Below are 19,046 nucleotides of genomic sequence, written 5' to 3' on the forward strand. Positions count from 1 at the left end.
GAGAAGGAGAAAGGGAGATTAAAAATTGCTGGGTATGGTTTTAAACTTCTCAGCAGAACCTAACGAATAATCCTTTAATTTAAAATCAGCAAAAGGTTTTTTCTTCAGTCTATTTCTTAGTGCTTCATCTAAGATTACACCCTCTGATTTTTTCCGCACGCCGATAATAATAATACTTCTTTGATATGCTGTTAAATCACGTTTTGATTGACAATCTTGACGGTGAAATTGACCGAGATTTAAGAGCCGATAATCTTTGACACTAGATACATGAAAAAATAATTTTTTGACTAGAACTTGAGTTTGTTTCGCACGTTCAAAAGCTTTACGTTCATCAATCTCTGGTGTTCCTTCACAAACCGCTGTACCCACTGAAATAATTTCAGTTGGGTTTTCCATAATAGTTTGTATTCCCTCTTGTTCGAGATTTGCTCTTAAGTCGTCAATATTTATAATTTTATTCTTATGTTTTATTTGTTCTTCACTGCCCAAGAGCCATTTATATTTTGACAAAATAGCTATATTAAATTCCGCTGTTCTGTCCTTACTATCCTTTCCTTCTTGATAGGGAAAATAAGCAACTTTACCTTTCTTTTGGGGAATTTGTCCGTAATCTGGAGGATAGGCAGCAAATTGAGGCGATCGCGCTGCTAATGCTGCGACACTAATTAACCCCAGTGAGACTAACAGCGCGGTAACTAATGCCGATAGTGGTACTTTTTTTCGCGGCATTTGTTGTGGTGGTAAAGTTGTAGTATTTGGCGGTGCTAAATTTTCTCTATTCCCATTCTCCGCCAACTCCAACGAAGAACCGCAACTTTGACAACAGTTTTTATCGTGATCTGGATGATTTGGTTGAGGGCAGTTGGGATTCTTACAAAAGCTCATAACCGATCCAGAATAGTACAAGTGAGTAGTTTGCTAATACCTCTTTAGACAGATGTTAAAAGGTAAAAGTTGCGCATCTATCTATTTTTTTTCAAAAAACTTTCCACTGTTTGGTTAAATACTTCTGGTTGTGTCAAAAACGGCCAATGATTTCCGGGAACCTGACACAATTGTAGATTTCTCAAGTATGTTTTGTAAGGTTTCAATTGCCAATCTTGGCGGTTCACACCTTTTTCTGGCTGTACGAAGAGAGTAGGGATGTGAATAGGAACTGTTAAGCCAGGAACCCGCATAACTTCATCAAAGATTCCATCACGGGCGGCAATGGTAAATTTACTACCCCAGCTACCATCAGATTTTTGTTCTATACCAGCTTGGAAGACTTGCTGCTGTAAAAGACTCCATCCTTGATATTGGTTTAATAGACGGGCTTGCTGTTGTGCTGCTTCATAATTATGAAATGGCCCCATTGCTTTTAGAAACGGCAAAACGCGGTACAACAGCGGAAATGTTACCTTCAGGAAGCTGGGCATTTTCCAGATGAAAATTGGATCGACTAAAACCATGCTCCGCAGCCTCTGTGGATATTGCCTTGCCCAGATACAAACTAGTTTACCAGACCATGAGTGAGCAACAACATGAGTGCTTGCCCATCCTAAGCGATCCATCAGTGCTTCCAAATCAGCGATCGCACTCTCAAAACTATAGTCTTGCTCAGGTTTACTGCTTTCCCCATGACCGCGCATATCTGGCGCAACTATATGATATTCTGCTGCCAAATAATCTCCCAAACTAGACCACACCAAAGCATGATCGGCTAAACCATGCAGTAATAATAAAGGTTCTTGACCTTGATTCCACTCTAAATAAGAAAGTTGAATATCAGGCTTTGATAAGGTTTGGCGTACAGGCATCATTAGTATTGTGGAGAGAAAGCTTTCCGCTTCAATGGTACAGGAATGATGCATCTGTGGGTTGCGATCGCTTTTGCAGTCTTAGTGATGGAATTAGCGATCGTTATTTAACCTAACTCCTACTAACTACAAACACGATCACATTCATCTTTCAACCACAGAACTAACGCCAAATACCTCTCTAACTCTTCTTCCTCCGTGCCCTTTGCGCCTGGAGCGGTTTTATTCTTCAGTAACTCGTGCGTAAGTTTAATCCACTACAAGCCTTATTTCGTATACTCCCAGATTTTCACTTTGCGAATAATTTTCCTACAAAAACTCCGCAATTCTTTGCACCGCAGTTTCCAAAATATCTGGTTCATGCACCAAAGCAAAGCGAACATAACCTTCGCCAAATTTACCAAAGCCCGCACCAGGCGAAACTGCTACTCCTGTACTTTCGACTAGCTGAGTACAAAATCTTATCGAATCTTGACTCCAAGGCTCTGGTAACTTTGCCCAAACATACATTGTTGCTTTGGGAGTGGGAACTTGCCAAGCAATTCTGTGTAGCGCATTCACGAAGACATCCCGACGTTGACGGAAGGTAGCAACAGTTTTTTTCACTCCTTCTTGGCTACCAGTCAGAGCAGCGATCGCGCCATTCAAAATCCCGCGATACTGATTAAAATCAACTGCTGCTTTGACTTGCCGCAAAGCCCGAATTAACTCGACATTGCCAATACCAAAACCAATCCGGAAACCACCCATATTATAGGACTTGGACAAAGTGAAAAATTCGATCGAGACACTTTTTTCTGGATCGGCTTGAAGAATAGAGGGAGCTAGAGAAGAGTTCTCCCTGTCCCCTGTCCCCTGTCCCCTGTCCCCTACCTCCTCAAATACTAAATCGACGTAGGGGAAATCATGAACTAAAACGAGATTGTGTTGCTGACAAAAGGCAACGGCTTCTTGGAAGAAGGATAACGGTGCGATCGCGCTGGTTGGATTGTGTGGATAGCTTAATACCATCATCCGTGCCTGTGCCAGAACGGGTGTGGGAATATCAGCAAATACTGGTAAAAATCCGTTTTCTGCCCGTAGTGGCATGGGGTAAATTTGACCGCTGGCTAAGTAGACTCCACCTGCATGGGAAGGATAGCCCGGATCGAGCAACAAAGCAAAGTCCCCAGGATTGAGTACAGCCAGTGGTAAATGAGCTGTTCCTTCCTGGGAGCCAATGAGCGGTATGACTTCGGTTTCTGGATTGACGGGAATGCCAAATCTTTGCTCGTACCAAACAGCAGCAGCCTGACGAAATGCCTGCGTACCGTGAAACAGTAAGTAGCCGTGGGTACTTGGATCGTAGAGAGATTGGGCGATCGCCTCAATTGCGTGTGCCTCAGCTGGCAGATCCGAAGATCCTAATGACAAATCTATCAATTGCCGTCCCGCAGCCAAAGCTTTTGCCTTGGCTCTATCCATGTCGGCAAATACATTCGATTGGAGGAATTGTAAACGTTGTGCAAACAGCATATGTTGTTTGTCCTTCGTCATTAGCCATTGTTAATGACCAATGACCAATGACTAATGATTAATTTAAATGAGTATCTAACAGGTCGAGTAATTTGTCTTTGGCAATGACACCCTCTGTCGATGCTAGGAGTTGTTCTCCTTGAATGAGCCTTAAAGCGGGTACTCCCTCTACTTGGTATTGCTTAACGGTGGCTGGATTGGGATCGACTTCCATTTTCACCACTTTTAAGCGATCGCTGTAGGTATCAGCAGCTAAGTTTATCAATGGTGACATCAATCGACAAGGGCCGCACCAGGAAGCCCAAAAGTAAATTAATACCGGGCTTCCGGCTTGCATGACTTCGTTTTCAAACTCAGCATCAGTTATGGCTTTTACACCCTTATTCATTCCAGTTTCCATCAGGTGATATCGTTTTATCGTTATAAATTGACACACAAATTACTCTATCCCAAAGTCGCCAATCATCCATAGTTAAGAGTCAATAGTGATTTTTACGATCAACTATTAACTTTTATGATGGTCGTCGCTTGGGGACATAAAATCCCACTACCAATAGGTGTGGGACTGACTTGAATAAGGAACTATATATTTTACATTTGATCCAGTTGCTTGCGTAGCGATTCCAACTCGGCATCAACCACTTCAGATTGTTGATTAGATTTGGGCGCAGAGGTTTCTGGTGGTAATTGCTGTTGGTTAGGTGTAGCACCTGGTAGGGAAATCTGAGCTTTCAAAGCTGCCAATTCATCATCTACGTCGCTACTAGCTTCCAGACGAGCAAATTGCTGTTCTAAGTCTGCTCCAGCTAACTCAGCCGCCGATTGGGCGCGAGCTTCTTGCATGAGAACTTTTTCTTCCATACGCTCGAATGCTGCCATTGCACTGCTGGTATTCATGCCACGTACCATGCCTTCGAGTTGTTCTTGGGCTTTGGCAGCGGTGATCCGAGCTTTGAGCATTTCCTTTTTGGTTTTGGCTTCAGAAATTTTGCTTTCGAGCTGGATTAAGTTGCGCTTGAGGGTTTCTACCTGAACAGTTTGCTGCTCTAGACTAGCTTTGAGAGCAGTTCCTGATTCCGTAAAAGTCTTTTTGCGCTCTAGTGCTTGTCTGGCTAGATTTTCGTCACCTTTTTGCAGAGCTAGTTGGGCATTGCGTTGCCACTTATTAATCTCATTTTGAGCATCATTGTACTGTTTTTCAGTACGTTTTTGAGCAGCGATCGCCTGAGCCACTCCCTGACGCAGTTGTACCAAGTCTTCCTGCATTTCTATGATGGCTTGTTCCAACATCTTTTCAGGGTCTTCGGCTTTAGAGACCATGTCGTTGAGGTTGGCGCTGACTACTCGTCTAATACGATCGAATAATCCCATAACTTTGTTTTTCCTTTTGAGATTTACGCGCTACTTTTTTACTATTTAATGCCTACTTATTTAAATTTAATCTTTCTAGACAGGTTCAGTCCTCCCCCATATTAGTTTTATTGATTAAGATATGCTTTTAAATTCGTCATTGCCCAATTTTCTCTATCATGAGGATTGGGTATTTTCCCTACTACTAGGAAGTTGTGCCTTCATCTGTGCCAAATCGTTATCAACACTAGATTCTAGGACTGCAAATTTTTTTTCTAGTTCATCTGTACCCGCAACGGCAATAGCATCTTTTTGAGCTTCGAGTTGTAAAACTTTGTCTTCCATGCGCTCAAAGGCATTCAAGCTTGTTGTACCTGAAACTCCATCGAGCATTTCTCGCAGCCGTACAGAAGCTTCAGCAGAACGAGCACGGGCAATGTAAATATCTTTTTTAGTTCTCAACTCAGAAATTTTGAGTTCGAGTTCCCGCATATCTTTTTTTAATCTAGCCACAACGCTGGTTTGCTCTTCGATCTGGTTTGAGAGATCTATGGCAGTTTTTTGATAAGCTTGACGTTTGGTAAGAGCTTCCCGTGCTAGAGGTTCGTTGCCTTGTTGTAGTGCTAGTTGGGCGCGACGATACCATTCCTCAGCCGCAGACTGAGCTTGAGCCGCCTGCCGTTCGGTGCGTTTTTGGCTGGCGATCGCCGCTGCTACTGCTTGTCGTAACTGCACCAAATTGTCCTGCATCTCGATTACAGCTTGTTCCAAGACCTTTTCTGGATCTTCTGCAGTACCAATTAGACTATTGATGTTAGCACGAATTACCCGCCCGATACGGTCTATCAGTCCCATGTCGGCCCTCCATTGATATTTTGCCAGTCAGCAGCAAAGCTCTGAGTAGATATTTACCTCATGGTATCTTATCGTCTGACTTGTTATGGCTGCTGTACCCTAGCTTTAATTCCTTTTGTCTCTAACATTTGCAAATGTTGTTTGACTTGCTCTTTTGTCTTAAAGGCTCCTAGATAAATAAATTTTTTTTCCGGTGACAAATAGGCATCAGGAACTGCTAGCCGGGCTTTGGCTAAACTATTTTCACCTTGATTATCTACGACCACATGATAGAAACCATCCGCCAACGGTTTAATTTCTGCATCATCCAGCTTTTGTGGGGTGGGAGTTGGTTGGGCAGAGGGTGAGGTTGTGGCAGTCGGCTGTTGTACTTGGGCAGCAGTTGTGGGAGTAATCTCTGGGCTGGGTGTTGCGATCGGCAATTGCGGTGGCTGGGCAGCAGTTGTGGGGGAAACTGCAGAGTTTGGAGTCACAACTGGGTTGGGTGTTGATATTAAAATTGGTGTGGCTGTAGGTGCTAAACCAACTACATCATCTGGGGTTTTCACCTCTGTGAATTCATTGGTAGCTAAATTAGGATACTTTGGGATGGGGGTGAGCGGTGCTTGCGTCTGTATTTTAGTATTGCTGCTGACGTTTTCAGTTTTTACCTCTGAGTTGGAGGCATTTCGTTGAAACAAATTGTTGAAACTAAACCGGGGCAAATTTTTCGGATTAAACATTACATAACCAAGGGTAAGACTCGATAGTAACAACAACAGCATCGAGCCGATACCTATGGGTGATAGCAGACTGTCGCCGGAAGTGCGAGTTTTAGTTGTTTGGGGTGGTTCTTGTGCCAAACTCCGCAGTAGTGCTTCTGATGATTCTAAATAGTCCTCTGGTGGTTTGGGAGTAGCTTGTGGTTTGACAATATCTTCACTCTTGTTTTCCGCGATCGCTGCAGGAACGATATTGGCAGAATTTAGTGTTGGCAAAGCTGGTTTTTCATCTGTGGCAGATGTAGAGGAGATTTGCAGAGTGTGCTGTCTTGGCAAGTTTTCTTTTACAGGCTTTGGCAATTCCTCATGGATGTCTGCTACGGGTGTTGACTGTATGATTGATGAAACCTGGGGCGAGGAAATTTCGTTAACACTTTCAGCAATTGGTGATGGCTGGGTTGTTACCACTGTTGCCGCAGCAGCTAGCTTCTGAGCTTGATTGCTCATCGAAGCACGCATCCTAGGCTGATTGAGTGTTCTATATGCAGCCAACCGCGTTCGCCGATATCGGGTTAACTCTTGATCTAGTTGTACTTCTAAACTTGCCAGTGCTGCTGCTAGAACTGGCTTCAAGCCAGGTGTTTTAGACGACTGTACACCCGAATCTTCCAGGTGATTTTGACTCATTATCTATCTGCCTCAAATTTAGACTGCCGAAATTAGGAATAATAGTAAAGTTAAAAACGGCTAGCTAAAAACTGTTAGCTAATCGCTAAAAATTTAATTTAAATTTCAATATACACTTGTACTAATGTTAGCGAAATTAGCATAAGGTTATCTCATTATCTAGATGCTATTTTGACACGCCTATACCAGGATGTCTTTGAACTCAGTTAATAATATTTTAGGTAGTTTAGAAATACAGACGAAATTACAACAGCAGCCATTTCAACGTTTGCTTGGCTGTTGGGCTGAAATTGTTGGAGTTGCGATCGCTGCCCATACTCGCCCACTCTCTATACAACGTGATATTTTGTACGTGGCTGTTTCTAGTGCTGCTTGGGCACAAAACTTGACTTTTGAGCGTCAACGTCTGCTTGTCAAGATAAATACATTACTGCCTGCTCCTTTGTTAGATATTCGTTTTTCGACAGCTTATTGGCACTCTCAAAAAGAAATTGCCAGTAAACAAACACTCCTGCCGCATCATCATCCGAGCTACTTGGATGAGGAAATGAACTTACCTCCTGAGGTTCCATTAACTGCCAAAAATGCAAATACAGCCTTTGCTGACTGGGCAAAAACTGTACAAGCGCGATCGCACCATTTACCCTTGTGTCCCCAATGTCAGTGCCCCACTCCCCCTGGTGAACTTCAGCGCTGGCAAGTCTGTTCTCTGTGTGCTGCTAAAAAGTTCTCCAATTCTTTTGACTCTTAACTGTAATTTTTGTTACAACTATAATTGTTGATTTTCTGGATTTAAATTTAATTAGGTTAAACCTGGTGCCACCAAGGCAACTTGAATAGTGCTGAGTACTAAAGTTATTCACATCTAGAGTAACAACACTAGCTTGATCGCAAGTTTGTTCGTCAAGATATTTCTCTACTAGCAGGAGGTTTTTAGATTACTCCTTTATTGCGATCGTGGCTTCATACTTGAACAAAACTTTGTTAGTTAATTTATTCTCCAACATATTCTTCTACCATAGGATAGAACTTTTAACCTCTTCAAACGTTACACAGGCTACCTTTTTGCAATGATAAATATGGCAAAATATACAACTGGCCTAATGCTCTGATGTGTATATTTTGCTAGAATTTAAAGTTTAAAAGAATTGAGAGCTTACTTTTTAGCCTTGATCCCTAACAATTTTCAGTCAAAAGCAAGTAAAAACAAACTTTTAACGTAAATGTATCGTAATGTTAACTAAAATAATTGAAATATATAACACAAAGCTAAAAAGATTCTAAAGCAAATTATTTCTTAGGGATCGCTATAACCTAGATAAAAATATGCTTTTTGGCTGTTATTCAGTATTTATATCTAGATGCAAAATTAGATATGTAAATGAGCCGTAAAAGGCACTATATTATGAAAACTATTAAAGACTTAACTTCTGCCTGTAGATATTGTCGTTACTATCAGCCAGAGGGTCGTCGTGGTGGTGTGTGCCAGCAGTTAGGAGCGCCAGTGCAAGCTAATTGGAAGGCTTGTTCTTTATCCCTTCCACCCTTTGCTCCCTCATGGGAAAGTTTGGAAGACGTTTGGAATTTGCCAGATGCAACACCAGCGATCCCCTCAGAGATCAAGAAAGTAGCTATCGCTTCAATTGAAGGAACAGTTAGCAACACTACTGAACAGCCGAAAGCAAAAGTAGTAATGAGTTAGCTGTGTGGTATCAAACTAAAGGCAGTTAAGTTACGAAAGTAAAATTTGTATAGTGTCTAAATGCATTCGTCAGGGTGAATTTCATCTAACCAAAAATATGAAACATACACTTTTTGAGAGACAACTTTTTACATTTGATATTTGCAAAGCGAAGCAAGAACGAGAGTTAATAGTCATTAAAGAATTGCTTTGCAGGCAGTCTAAGATAAAATTTGCTTGTAACTTTTATTAAAATAAGTGTGAACACTCCCTCTCAAGAGGTCTATAAACCTTGATATCTAAAAAAATCGCTCCTTAGTATTTAGGAGCGATTTTTTAGCTTTAAGGTAACCAAGGATATTGGCGAAAATTAGGTGGGCGTTTTTCCAAAAATGCTTGTTTGCCCTCGACTCCTTCTTCTGTCATGTAATAAAGTAAAGTGGCATTACCAGCAAGTTCTTGTAAACCAGCTTGTCCATCACAGTCAGCATTAAATGCTGCTTTCAAACAGCGAATCGCAATTGGGCTTTTTTCTAAAATCTCTTGTCCCCACTGGATACCTTCTGCTTCTAATTGTTCTACTGGCACAACGCAGTTTACTAAGCCCATTTCCAGTGCCTGTTTGGCGTCATACTGACGACAAAGAAACCAAATTTCTCGTGCCTTTTTTTGTCCAACTATGCGAGCGAGATAACTTGCTCCAAAACCACCATCAAAACTGCCCACCTTAGGGCCAGTTTGTCCGAAAATGGCATTGTCAGCAGCAATGGTGAGATCGCAAACTAAGTGGAGAACGTGTCCACCACCGATCGCATAGCCAGCGACTAAAGCAATCACTACTTTCGGCATTGATCGAATCAGGCGTTGTAAATCCAGCACATTTAAGCGGGGAATGCCGTCGTCATCTATATAACCTGCCTTTCCGCGTATACTTTGGTCTCCTCCTGAGCAAAAAGCATATTTACCGTCAGTGTGGGGGCCAGCACCCGTAAGTAAAACTACACCTATAGTAGTATCTTCACGGGCATCACAAAGGGCGTCGTAAAGTTCAAAAACGGTTTTAGGACGAAAGGCATTGCGTTTGTGCGGACGATTGATGGTAATTTTAGCAATGCCATCGGCTTTGTGATAGAGAATGTCTTCGTAGGTTTTGGCAGTTTGCCAGTCAATTTGCATAACTGTGGAATGCTCTTGAAGTTGAAAATTGTATCTTAGGATAGGGAATACACCACCTATTAACTGTGCCACGATTGCGTTACGAGTAGGAGAAGTTTCTCATGGCACAGACAGAAATAAATTCTCAATCTGCCGACAATCCTCTGATTACACCCGAACAAGACAAGCTAGGATATGCACCCTTTGCTCAGTATCTTGCAGATACTATCTGTAAAATGAAATTTTCGGGAGGATTTGCGATCGCCGTGTATGGTGGTTGGAATTCTGGTAAATCTACGTTACTGCATTTTGTCATCAAATATCTCCAACAAAAGCCAGAAAACGAGCAACCAATCATAGTCCGCTTTAATCCTTGGTTATTTTCTGGAAATGAAAACATTACAAGACAATTTTTTGACCAATTACAAGATGTTTTAAGCCAAGTCACAAGTGTGCCCAAAGGCTTGAAAGAGAGAATAGCAGATATTGCTAATGTTATTTCAGAAATCCCGCTTCCTTATACTCAAGCTACCAAGGCAGTAGCAAAATTATTTGATGAGGAAGAGAAAGAAGCTTCTGAAATCAAAGAAGAAGTTGAAGAGACAGTTGCCCAGCAACCACGACGAATAGTTATCGCCATCGACGATATTGATAGACTTAGTGCTGATGATATTAGAACACTCTTTCGTATTTTCAAAGCAATTCCCCATTTTACGAATGTTGTCTATCTTTTATTTTTCAATCAAGAGGTAGTTGTCAAAGCACTTGCAGAAACTGGAGAATCATTAGAAAAAATCATCCAATTTGCTTTTGAAATTCCTACTCCAGATAAAACCTCGCTACGTAGATTACTGTTTGAAAAACTGAATGGCATCATAGCTGATACCCCTGAGGAACTATTTGAACCAAATCGCTGGGGTGTTATTTACTTACAAGGTATAGACCACTTTATTACTAAAATTAGTGATATTGTTAGCTTGACTAATACGCTAACAGTAACTTATCCAGTAGTTAAAGGAGAGGTGAATGCAGTTGATTTTATTGCTATAGAAGCGCTTCGGCTTTTTTGCCCTCTAATTTATGAAGCAATCTACAATAATTTTCCTGCTTTTATAGAGGACGATAATTATTCAAACGAGAAAATTAAAAGTTTAGTAAATACTTGGATAGCTCAACTCAGCGAACGAGATAAACAACCTGTTCAATATTTGCTCGTGCAGCTTTTTCCCAAATTAGAAGATGTTTGGGGTAATATTAAGCATGACGATAGACAACAACAATTAGAATGCTGTAACCAACGTCGTATATGTTGTCCAGAAATATTTCCTATCTATTTTCGGCTGAATTTAACAACAGGTGAATTAAGCGATCGCCAGTTTCAATCCATTCTTGCTTTAGCTGATGATGCCAAAACATTTAGCAACAAACTTCTAGAACTGGCTCATCAAAAACGACCCGACGGTATTACACAACTCAGAGTATTTCTGGAACAGCTTGAAAATTACCCTGAAAATGAAATCCCTCAAGACAAGATATCTATAATAGTACAAGCTTTATGTAATGTATGTGATGAAATTTCCTGTCTAGAAGAGAAACCTAAAGCAAGGTTTGATTTAGGAAATGAAATCATAATCATTAGCATTGTTTCTAAATTGTTACATAGAATTGATGAAACTACACGCTCTAATATGTCTAAATCGTTATTATCAAAAACAAAATTAATATCAAGAAATGTGAAAAAATAGAAGATTAAGTTTAAAAATAATGTAAGTAAGAATTAACCTAAGATAACTTACTCACCAAAGTCAGAGATAGTTAGCGTCAGACACATTCAATAACTAAAATCAATCCTGTCTCAAGGCAGGAAGAGAAAAACGGCTATTTGCTTTTCACATCAATCCTTGGCTCACAAAATATGAAGTTGCTAGTACATAAATCTCCTAAAAATAAAGTTCCTTTCTCTGGGCTATAGAGCTTATAGATAAAATTTGACATCTAAATCTAGTAAAGTTTTTCCCAGAAGAAAGACTGGGTAAAAAGCTGCGTGTAAAGAATATCAAAAATAAATTTTCTATCTGATTGATATTCAATAAGTTTCTTTCACTACTCGATCCAGTCTTCAAAGTTTTTACTGCCAAAGTTGCACTTATTCACATCCAAGAATTAATGATGTGAACTGTGGTGTTAAATCTTTGGCAACAGTTCCTGATATTGAATAAAATCATTGAAGCCATGTTCAAGTTGAAAAATTGGTCAATTTTTAGTGGAGCGCTGCTAGTTTTGGTAGTTTTGGGATGGAATGGGCAGGCGATCGCCAAGGAGAATTTTGAAGTTTGGTTGGTGGATCAATCCAATTCCCCTGGAGTTTCCTACGGAGGCAAGATTTATATTTATGACGGTTCCGACTTAATGGGCAAGAATCTTTCATCTGTGAAACCCACTAGCGTGATTGACTTGGCAGGAAAAACTGCACAGATCTGTTCAAGCAATACTGGCGCGAACCCAGTTCGACCACATATGCTTTTATTTAATTCCAGCAATAGCCATGCTATTGTTTCCTTTGTGGCGAGCGGGCATGTGGTAATTTATAATGCCAAAAAGCGAGAGCCAATTGCCTGCATCAGAACTAGTAAAGGAGCAGGTGGTGTACAACAAGCGCACGCAGCCTTTCCTTCACCAGATAACAGCTACATTTTAGTAGCGAATCAGAATGGCAAATTATTAGAACGAATTGACACGGATTATCAAACTAACACTTACACGCTTAATCCCAATGCAACAATAGACCTAGCCAATTGTACAACTCCGAATGGGGTAGCTTGCGAGTCGGCAGGTGTAAGACCAGACAATGCACCCATCTGTCCTATTCTCGATTTATCAAGTCGTCTGGGGTTTGTTACCTTGCGTGGAGGTGGAATGTTTGTTGTAGATCCAAAGTCAAGCCCAATGAAAATATTGGCTGAGTATGACATGAAGACAGTGCATGGCAACGGATGTGGTGGTGTTGAAGCTAGAAGCAATATGTATATGAACTCTGGAGGTGGAACTGCTAGCAATCTTTCGGAGTTTGATGTGTATAAGTTTCCACTTTTTGGTTACAGCCCATTAAACCCGCCCAACGCACCTGCACCAAAAGTCATCTTTTCTGACGACACCACTCCCGATCGCGATTCTCACGGCATGGTGGTTACAAAGAATCAGCGTTTTGTGTGGGTAGGCGATCGCGCTGCAAACAAGATAGAAGTTATTTCTGTAAACTCGAACACACGCATCAATACGATTGACTTGGTAGGAGCATACAGTAACGATCCGACTCCCGATCTGATGGATATTGCTCCATCAGGTAATCTAGTTTTTCTCTCTCTGCGAGGCCCTAATCCTTTGAGCGGCGATCCACACGTTTCGACTGGTAGTACTCCTGGCTTGGGTATCGTACAAGTTACCGAAGGTGGTAAAAGTGGTATGGTGAGGCGTATTGTACCCATCAGTAATATTGACTCTAACAACGTAGAACGCGCTGATGCACATGGAATCAGAGTACGGATGAAATAATTATGGTTCTTGAGCAGTTCGTTTTACATCCTTTGCTGCCTCCGCAAAGCGCTGCTGACGCTCTTTTATTCTCCCTCTCCATTCTTCACGGGATGTAACGAACAAAAAACTGCTGGGCCGACTGGTTTACAACCACAGATGGACACAGATAAACACAGATTTTCTCGGTGTTTATCTGTGGTCGTTTTTTTGAAAGAAAATAGAATGAGTGCAAAAGACATCATAAACAGAATTCACAACAAAGGATGAAAATTTCTTTCCCTGTACCCTATTACCTATCACCTGTTCCCTGTTGAGAGTTCCCTTACCTCCACCCATAACTCAATTTTTCATTCCCGTTGTAGCAATACCTCGAATCAACTGACGTTGACCGATAAGAAATAACAATAATACTGGTATCGTGGCTATAGTTACTGCTGCCATCAGTAAGGGCCAATTATTAGTAAATTGCTCCTGAAATTCTGCTAATGCTAGCTGCACAGTTCTTAATTCTGGTCGTGTGGTAAATACTAATGGTTTAAATAAGTCATTCCATTCACCGATAAAGGTAAACAAAAACAAAGTTACCAAGGCTGGACGTGCTAAAGGTAACATAATTCGCCATAAGATTTGCAGTCGATTTGCACCATCAATTGCGGCTGCTTCCTCTAACTCTACCGGGATAGTTAGGAAATACTGCCGCAGCAAGAAAATACCGAAACCATTAGCAGCAGTTGGAAAAATTAATGCCCAGTAAGTGTTGATTAAGTGTCCCCACTTTAAAACTAAAAATATTGGAATTACTAACAATTGAAAGGGAATTACCAACGTTGCCAGTACAATGAGTAATAGTGCTTGCCGCCCACGAAATTTTAGCCTGGCTAAGGCATAGCCTGCCAATGCCGAAGTCACAATCTGAAAGCCTGTAACAGCTAAGGCTACCAAGGTAGAATTAGCAAACGCCAGCAAAAACTTACCTCGTTGCCATGCTTCGCGGTAATTCGCAAAAGACCAACTATTTTTGGAGAAAAGTGTAGGAGTTGCCCCAGATGGTGCAAAAGATGTCAGGAAAACCACACATAGGGGTAGCAGGACAACAATGGCCCCTAGCAATAATACTCCCAGACTCCAAATGAGAGGATATTTGAGATTTGAGCTTGGTTTTGACATGAATGATAAACAGATCCAAGCATTTTTTGATGGAACTAACGCAAACCTCCTTCCGGAGGAGCTACGCTAACGCTGCCAGCAACAGATAATCTATAACATAGTACTTGTTAAGTTAAATTAAACCACAGTGAGTAAATTTAAGGATGAAGGCAGACGTAAGAATTTAGAGGGTGGAAAGGTAAGTGTTACTTGATGACTTCATGCTACCCTACCCTGCAAAAACGCATCCGGCGTAAGGCAAATCGATAGCAGTCCACTTAAGTTGGGGAACTTGCTCGCGAGCCTTTCCTACTGGTATCTACATACCTCAACCCAGGGATGATTATTGCCCTGCATAGATCGGGTTAAATACAAATTTGGGGTCTAATACTCTATATATTCAGGAGTGAAGATAAAATGCAGCAGCTAGCAGATCAATTTCAAATTGATTTCCACAGCGAAACTTACAAAGATGCCTATAGCCGTATTAATGCAATTGTGATTGAAGGGGAGCAAGAAGCCCATGAAAATTATCTTCGCCTCGCTGAACTGCTGCCAGAACATCAGGATGAACTAATTCGCCTTTCCAAAATGGAAAGCCGTCATAAGAAGGGTTTTGAAGCTTGCGGGCGCAATCTCCAGGTGACACCAGATATGGAATTTGCCAAGCAGTTTTTTGCTGAACTGCACCAAAATTTCCGAGATGCAGCCGCAGAAGGCAAGATTGTCACTTGCTTGCTCATTCAGTCTTTAATTATTGAATGTTTTGCGATCGCCGCATACAACATTTATATTCCTGTTGCTGATCCATTTGCCCGCAAAATTACTGAAGGTGTGGTTAAAGATGAGTATACTCATCTGAATTTCGGTGAAGTTTGGCTACAAGAACACTTCCAAGAATCCAAGGCTGAGTTAGAAGAAGCAAATCGTCAAAACTTACCTGTAGTCTGGAAAATGCTCAATCAAGTTCAAGAAGATGCTGAGACTCTAGCAATGGAGAAAGAGGCTTTGGTAGAAGACTTTATGATTCAGTACGGAGAAGCTTTGAGTAACATCGGTTTCAACACCCGTGACATCATGCGCCTGTCAGCTTACGGACTCAGAACCGTCTAATTACTGCAGCAGGTAGAGCTTGCAGAGCGAAGGTAAAAGGCAGACTTTTTACCTTTTACCTTAACTTCGTATCAGCAGCTACTTTAAGTCTGGATAATCTTACGCTTTGTGTAGTATTTTTAAGGGTTAGTTAACATCTTTCCCATTCCACCACGCTTTTGGCGAAGCTCACGCCTAATAGAATAGTTCATGTTTGGTCTCATCGGACATCTTACTAGTTTAGAACACGCGCAGGCGGTAGCCAGAGAATTAGGCTACCCAGAATATGCCGATCAAGGTTTAGATTTTTGGTGCAGTGCTCCGCCCCAAATCGTCGATCACATTACCGTTACCAGCGTCACTGGGCAAAAAATAGAAGGTAAGTATGTAGAATCTTGCTTTCTACCAGAAATGCTGGCAAATCGCCGGATTAAAACAGCGACGCGTAAAATCCTCAACGCCATGGCTCATGCTCAAAAGCACGGAATAGATATCACGGCTTTGGGCGGGTTTTCTTCGATTATTTTTGAAAATTTTAAGTTAGAGCAGTTCCCGCAAGTCCGCAACATCAAACTAGAATTTGAACGCTTCACAACGGGGAACACCCACACTGCTTACATTATCTGCAAGCAGGTTGAGCAAGCCTCAAAACAATTAGGAATTGATTTGTCGCAAGCAACAGTTGCTGTTTGTGGTGCAACCGGAGATATTGGCAGTGCTGTCTGTCGTTGGTTGGATGCGAGAACCGATGTTAAAGATCTATTATTGATCGCTCGTAACGAGGAACGACTCATAAACTTGCAAGCAGAACTTGGGCGTGGGAAAATCCTGGCTTTGGAAGAAGCTCTACCCCTAGCTGATATTGTAGTTTGGGTTGCTAGTATGCCTAAAGGCGTAGAAATTGACCCCAAATCATTAAAGCAACCTTGTTTGCTCATCGATGGAGGCTATCCGAAAAACCTGGGTACTAAAATTCAGCATCCTGGTGTTTACGTCCTTAATGGCGGTATTGTTGAACATTCTTTGGATATTGATTGGAAAATCATGCAAATCGTTAACATGGATGTTCCAGCCCGTCAGTTATTTGCTTGTTTTGCAGAATCAATGCTATTGGAGTTTGAGAAGTTGTATACGAACTTCTCTTGGGGACGCAATCAGATTACTGTAGAGAAGATGGATCATATTGGTCAGGTGTCGGTAAAACACGGCTTTAGACCGCTGCTAGTTTAGGTACTGGGGATAGGGAACAGGGGATAGGGAACAGGGAACAGGAAATAAAAAATTTTGAATTTTGAATTTTGAATTGATTAGCCCCTAGCCTCTAGCACGCCAGTCGCCTTAACGGAGCGGAGCCTCCGCACGGCGCTGGCTCCCCTAGTCCCTAGTCCCAATATCTAATCTCTAATACCTCATCCCTAATCTCTAACTATGGCAACTACTGAGCGTAAACCACTACTATTGGATTTTGAAAAGCCGCTGGCAGAACTTGCAAGCCGGATTGAACAAATTCGCAAACTTGCAGAAGAAAATGGCGTCGATGTTTCTAATCAAATTCGTCAATTGGAAGCACGTGCCATGCAACTGCGTGAAGAAATTTTTACTAGTCTATCTCCGTCTCAACGACTGCAAGTCGCTCGCCATCCCCGCCGCCCAAGTACTTTAGATTACATTCAGACTATCACTGATGAATGGTTCGAGTTGCATGGCGATCGCAGTGGTTCTGACGATCCGGCTTTGATTGGTGGTGTGGCTCGCTTGGCAGGACAACCTGTAGTAATGTTGGGGCATCAAAAGGGGCGCGACACAAAAGATAATATTGCCCGTAACTTCGGTATGGCAACTCCTGGTGGTTATCGTAAGGCAATGCGGTTAATGGAACACGCTAACAAATTCGGGATGCCTGTTTTGACTTTTATTGACACACCCGGAGCTTTACCCACAGTAGTCGCTGAACGACAAGGTGCAGGAGAAGCGATCGCCTACAATTTGCGCGAGATGTTCTGCTTGGATGTACCAATTATTTGCACGGTGATTGGTGAAGGCGGATCGGGAGGAGCCTTGGGCATTGGAGTCGGCGATCGCATCTTGATGTTTGAACACTCTGTTTATACCGTGATCACGCCCGAAGCTTGTGCAGCTATTTTGTGGAAGGATGCTAGCAAAGCTCCACAAGCGGCTGCTGTCTTGAAAATGACTTCCTATGATTTGAAAAACTTAGGCATTATCGATCAGATATTGTCTGAGCCTATAGGTGGCGCTCATTCCGAACCACTCAAAGCTGCTCAAGCTCTCAAAAGTGCTTTGTTGGATAACTTGGAAGAATTGGGGCGCTTAACTCCTGCCGAACGTCGCCAACTCCGGTACGATAAATTCCGCAAAATGGGTGTTTTTACCGAAGTTGCTCACTGATAACACTGAAAATTATTGATTAGCATATTAGCAATGCTATAATTGCCTGTGGCACTGTAAAGATTTTTAACAATCTTTAAGAGTCATAGGCGTTAGCATTTTTGCAAATCAACTCAGATTGGAGATTGGTTTGTAATTTATATATGAGAAAACCAAGAGTGCAACCTTGCTGCCAAGGCGAACATCCCGATATTTGTCTTGGAGAAGCTTGATTAATTGCACTTTATAGTATTCCCACCTTGGCTATGGAGTTTAGCACTTGTCCAAGCAAATTCATTTAATTTTTAGGTTTGCTTAATTAATGGCAGCAAATCGAAAAGTTTGAATCAAGCTATGGAAATGCGGTTTCGTCCGCCCAAAAACTGGAAAAGAGCATGAGTTTTGAGCAAAAACAACGCGCCCTAATTACAGGGGCAAGTAGTGGGATTGGCAAAGCAACTGCTTTGGCTTTTGCTAAAGCAGGAGTGGATGTAGCTCTAATTGGTCGTTCTGTTGACAAGTTAGAGGCAACAGCACAAGCAGCTAGACACGCAGGGGTGAAAGCGAAAGCTTATTCTTTGGATCTAGCTTGTGTATCCCAAGTACAAGAAAAGATACAAGATATTAACCATGACTTTGGGGACATAGATATTTTGGTAAACAATGCTGGTATAGGTTATACAGCAAGCTTGAGTGAAACTTCTCTATCTGATTGGCAGCGGGTTATGGATTTAAATCTTACCAGCGTGTTTCAGTGCATTATGGGAGTTTTGCCGGGAATGCGCGATCGCAACCGAGGTACGATTATTAACGTTGCGTCGATAGCAGGCAAACAAGCTTTTCCCAATTGGGGAGCCTACTGTGTCAGCAAAGCTGGTTTAATTGCTCTTTCCCAAACTTTGGCACAAGAAGAACGTCCCTATGGCATTCGCGTTACAACTGTTTGTCCCGGTGCTGTCAATACCGAACTCTGGGAGCAAGAAACTGTCAACGTCAACTTTGACCGCTCAAAAATGCTAACTCCAGAAATTGTTGCTCAATCAATTGTCCACGCTGCATTATTACCACAGCAGGCAGTAATTGATGAGTTAACTGTAATGCCCAGTGCCGGCACCCTTTAAACGCCCAGTTATTGACTTT

At 41.8% G+C, this 19,046-nt stretch carries 17 protein-coding genes; 8 read left to right on the forward strand and 9 right to left on the reverse strand.

Annotated elements, in window-relative coordinates; translation table 11 throughout:
* Positions 1 to 18: 18 nt before the first annotated feature.
* From UYC_RS0124655 to UYC_RS0124685, 7 genes are all read right to left on the reverse strand, one after another.
* Positions 19 to 888, reverse strand: a complete 870-nt coding sequence (locus tag UYC_RS0124655; RefSeq protein WP_016874633.1) for a hypothetical protein — start codon at positions 886 to 888, stop codon at positions 19 to 21.
* Positions 889 to 965: 77 nt separating this feature from the next.
* Positions 966 to 1,802, reverse strand: coding sequence for an alpha/beta fold hydrolase (locus UYC_RS0124660; RefSeq protein WP_016874632.1), 837 nt, complete (start codon positions 1,800 to 1,802; stop codon positions 966 to 968).
* Between the two features lie 309 nt (positions 1,803 to 2,111).
* Positions 2,112 to 3,317 carry an LL-diaminopimelate aminotransferase gene (locus tag UYC_RS0124665; protein ID WP_016874631.1) on the reverse strand — a complete coding sequence of 402 codons (1,206 nt, stop codon included), beginning with the start codon at positions 3,315 to 3,317 and terminating at the stop codon, positions 2,112 to 2,114.
* A 58-nt stretch (positions 3,318 to 3,375) separates the two neighbouring features.
* The gene (locus tag UYC_RS0124670) at positions 3,376 to 3,705 is read right to left on the reverse strand and encodes a thioredoxin family protein (RefSeq protein WP_016879702.1); all 330 of its coding nucleotides are present in this window, start codon (positions 3,703 to 3,705) and stop codon (positions 3,376 to 3,378) included.
* 203 nt (positions 3,706 to 3,908) lie between these two features.
* The gene (locus UYC_RS0124675; RefSeq protein WP_016874629.1) at positions 3,909 to 4,688 is read right to left on the reverse strand and encodes a PspA/IM30 family protein; all 780 of its coding nucleotides are present in this window, start codon (positions 4,686 to 4,688) and stop codon (positions 3,909 to 3,911) included.
* Between the two features lie 156 nt (positions 4,689 to 4,844).
* The gene (locus UYC_RS0124680; RefSeq protein ID WP_016874628.1) at positions 4,845 to 5,522 is read right to left on the reverse strand and encodes a PspA/IM30 family protein; all 678 of its coding nucleotides are present in this window, start codon (positions 5,520 to 5,522) and stop codon (positions 4,845 to 4,847) included.
* An 83-nt stretch (positions 5,523 to 5,605) separates the two neighbouring features.
* The gene (locus UYC_RS0124685) at positions 5,606 to 6,910 is read right to left on the reverse strand and encodes a RodZ family helix-turn-helix domain-containing protein (protein WP_016874627.1); all 1,305 of its coding nucleotides are present in this window, start codon (positions 6,908 to 6,910) and stop codon (positions 5,606 to 5,608) included.
* A gap of 190 nt (positions 6,911 to 7,100) precedes the next feature.
* Between UYC_RS0124685 and UYC_RS0124690 the strand changes: the two genes are divergently transcribed.
* On the forward strand, positions 7,101 to 7,661 hold the full coding sequence (locus UYC_RS0124690; RefSeq protein WP_016874626.1) for a DciA family protein: 561 nt from the start codon (positions 7,101 to 7,103) through the stop codon (positions 7,659 to 7,661).
* 654 nt (positions 7,662 to 8,315) lie between these two features.
* Entirely contained in the window at positions 8,316 to 8,612 is a 297-nt protein-coding gene (locus UYC_RS0124695) for a hypothetical protein (RefSeq protein WP_016874625.1), read from the forward strand.
* A 321-nt stretch (positions 8,613 to 8,933) separates the two neighbouring features.
* On the opposite strand, the gene menB is transcribed toward UYC_RS0124695, so the two are convergent.
* The gene (gene menB / locus UYC_RS0124700; protein WP_016874624.1) at positions 8,934 to 9,767 is read right to left on the reverse strand and encodes a 1,4-dihydroxy-2-naphthoyl-CoA synthase; all 834 of its coding nucleotides are present in this window, start codon (positions 9,765 to 9,767) and stop codon (positions 8,934 to 8,936) included.
* 101 nt (positions 9,768 to 9,868) lie between these two features.
* On the opposite strand from menB, the gene UYC_RS0124705 reads away from it, so the two are divergent.
* Positions 9,869 to 11,491: a P-loop NTPase fold protein gene (locus tag UYC_RS0124705; RefSeq protein ID WP_016874623.1), complete on the forward strand. Its 1,623-nt coding sequence runs from the start codon at positions 9,869 to 9,871 to the stop codon at positions 11,489 to 11,491.
* Positions 11,492 to 11,978: 487 nt separating this feature from the next.
* Positions 11,979 to 13,298, forward strand: a complete 1,320-nt coding sequence (locus UYC_RS0124710; RefSeq protein WP_235082944.1) for a YncE family protein — start codon at positions 11,979 to 11,981, stop codon at positions 13,296 to 13,298.
* A gap of 321 nt (positions 13,299 to 13,619) precedes the next feature.
* Here UYC_RS0124710 and UYC_RS0124715 read toward each other — a convergent pair whose 3' ends face one another.
* On the reverse strand, positions 13,620 to 14,447 hold the full coding sequence (locus UYC_RS0124715; protein ID WP_016874621.1) for a carbohydrate ABC transporter permease: 828 nt from the start codon (positions 14,445 to 14,447) through the stop codon (positions 13,620 to 13,622).
* 396 nt (positions 14,448 to 14,843) lie between these two features.
* On the opposite strand from UYC_RS0124715, the gene UYC_RS0124720 reads away from it, so the two are divergent.
* The 4 genes from UYC_RS0124720 to UYC_RS0124735 all read left to right on the forward strand — a co-directional run bounded on the left by UYC_RS0124720 (position 14,844) and on the right by UYC_RS0124735 (position 19,027).
* Positions 14,844 to 15,539, forward strand: a complete 696-nt coding sequence (locus tag UYC_RS0124720) for an aldehyde oxygenase (deformylating) (RefSeq protein WP_016874620.1) — start codon at positions 14,844 to 14,846, stop codon at positions 15,537 to 15,539.
* Positions 15,540 to 15,728: 189 nt separating this feature from the next.
* Positions 15,729 to 16,748 (forward strand): long-chain acyl-[acyl-carrier-protein] reductase, encoded by a 1,020-nt coding sequence (locus UYC_RS0124725; RefSeq protein ID WP_016874619.1) that lies wholly within the window; start codon positions 15,729 to 15,731, stop codon positions 16,746 to 16,748.
* 198 nt (positions 16,749 to 16,946) lie between these two features.
* Entirely contained in the window at positions 16,947 to 17,927 is a 981-nt protein-coding gene (locus tag UYC_RS0124730) for an acetyl-CoA carboxylase carboxyltransferase subunit alpha (protein ID WP_016874618.1), read from the forward strand.
* 374 nt (positions 17,928 to 18,301) lie between these two features.
* Entirely contained in the window at positions 18,302 to 19,027 is a 726-nt protein-coding gene (locus tag UYC_RS0124735) for an SDR family oxidoreductase (protein ID WP_016874617.1), read from the forward strand.
* Positions 19,028 to 19,046: the final 19 nt, after the last annotated feature.

Source organism: Chlorogloeopsis fritschii PCC 6912 (assembly GCF_000317285.1).
In the GTDB taxonomy this organism is placed as follows: domain Bacteria; phylum Cyanobacteriota; class Cyanobacteriia; order Cyanobacteriales; family Nostocaceae; genus Chlorogloeopsis; species Chlorogloeopsis fritschii.

What these genes read in the sequence shown, in the direction of transcription:
- UYC_RS0124665 (WP_016874631.1), bottom strand. Translation starts at nt 3,317, where the DNA reads ATGCTGTTTGCACAACGTTTACAATTCCTCCAATCGAATGTATTTGCC.
- UYC_RS0124725 (WP_016874619.1), top strand. Translation starts at nt 15,729, where the DNA reads ATGTTTGGTCTCATCGGACATCTTACTAGTTTAGAACACGCGCAGGCG.
- UYC_RS0124685 (WP_016874627.1), bottom strand. Translation starts at nt 6,910, where the DNA reads ATGAGTCAAAATCACCTGGAAGATTCGGGTGTACAGTCGTCTAAAACA.
- UYC_RS0124705 (WP_016874623.1), top strand. Translation starts at nt 9,869, where the DNA reads ATGGCACAGACAGAAATAAATTCTCAATCTGCCGACAATCCTCTGATT.
- UYC_RS0124690 (WP_016874626.1), top strand. Translation starts at nt 7,101, where the DNA reads ATGTCTTTGAACTCAGTTAATAATATTTTAGGTAGTTTAGAAATACAG.
- UYC_RS0124695 (WP_016874625.1), top strand. Translation starts at nt 8,316, where the DNA reads ATGAAAACTATTAAAGACTTAACTTCTGCCTGTAGATATTGTCGTTAC.
- UYC_RS0124715 (WP_016874621.1), bottom strand. Translation starts at nt 14,447, where the DNA reads ATGTCAAAACCAAGCTCAAATCTCAAATATCCTCTCATTTGGAGTCTG.
- UYC_RS0124660 (WP_016874632.1), bottom strand. Translation starts at nt 1,802, where the DNA reads ATGCCTGTACGCCAAACCTTATCAAAGCCTGATATTCAACTTTCTTAT.
- UYC_RS0124730 (WP_016874618.1), top strand. Translation starts at nt 16,947, where the DNA reads ATGGCAACTACTGAGCGTAAACCACTACTATTGGATTTTGAAAAGCCG.
- UYC_RS0124710 (WP_235082944.1), top strand. Translation starts at nt 11,979, where the DNA reads ATGTTCAAGTTGAAAAATTGGTCAATTTTTAGTGGAGCGCTGCTAGTT.
- UYC_RS0124670 (WP_016879702.1), bottom strand. Translation starts at nt 3,705, where the DNA reads ATGAATAAGGGTGTAAAAGCCATAACTGATGCTGAGTTTGAAAACGAA.
- menB (WP_016874624.1), bottom strand. Translation starts at nt 9,767, where the DNA reads ATGCAAATTGACTGGCAAACTGCCAAAACCTACGAAGACATTCTCTAT.
- UYC_RS0124675 (WP_016874629.1), bottom strand. Translation starts at nt 4,688, where the DNA reads ATGGGATTATTCGATCGTATTAGACGAGTAGTCAGCGCCAACCTCAAC.
- UYC_RS0124655 (WP_016874633.1), bottom strand. Translation starts at nt 888, where the DNA reads ATGAGCTTTTGTAAGAATCCCAACTGCCCTCAACCAAATCATCCAGAT.
- UYC_RS0124680 (WP_016874628.1), bottom strand. Translation starts at nt 5,522, where the DNA reads ATGGGACTGATAGACCGTATCGGGCGGGTAATTCGTGCTAACATCAAT.
- UYC_RS0124735 (WP_016874617.1), top strand. Translation starts at nt 18,302, where the DNA reads ATGAGTTTTGAGCAAAAACAACGCGCCCTAATTACAGGGGCAAGTAGT.
- UYC_RS0124720 (WP_016874620.1), top strand. Translation starts at nt 14,844, where the DNA reads ATGCAGCAGCTAGCAGATCAATTTCAAATTGATTTCCACAGCGAAACT.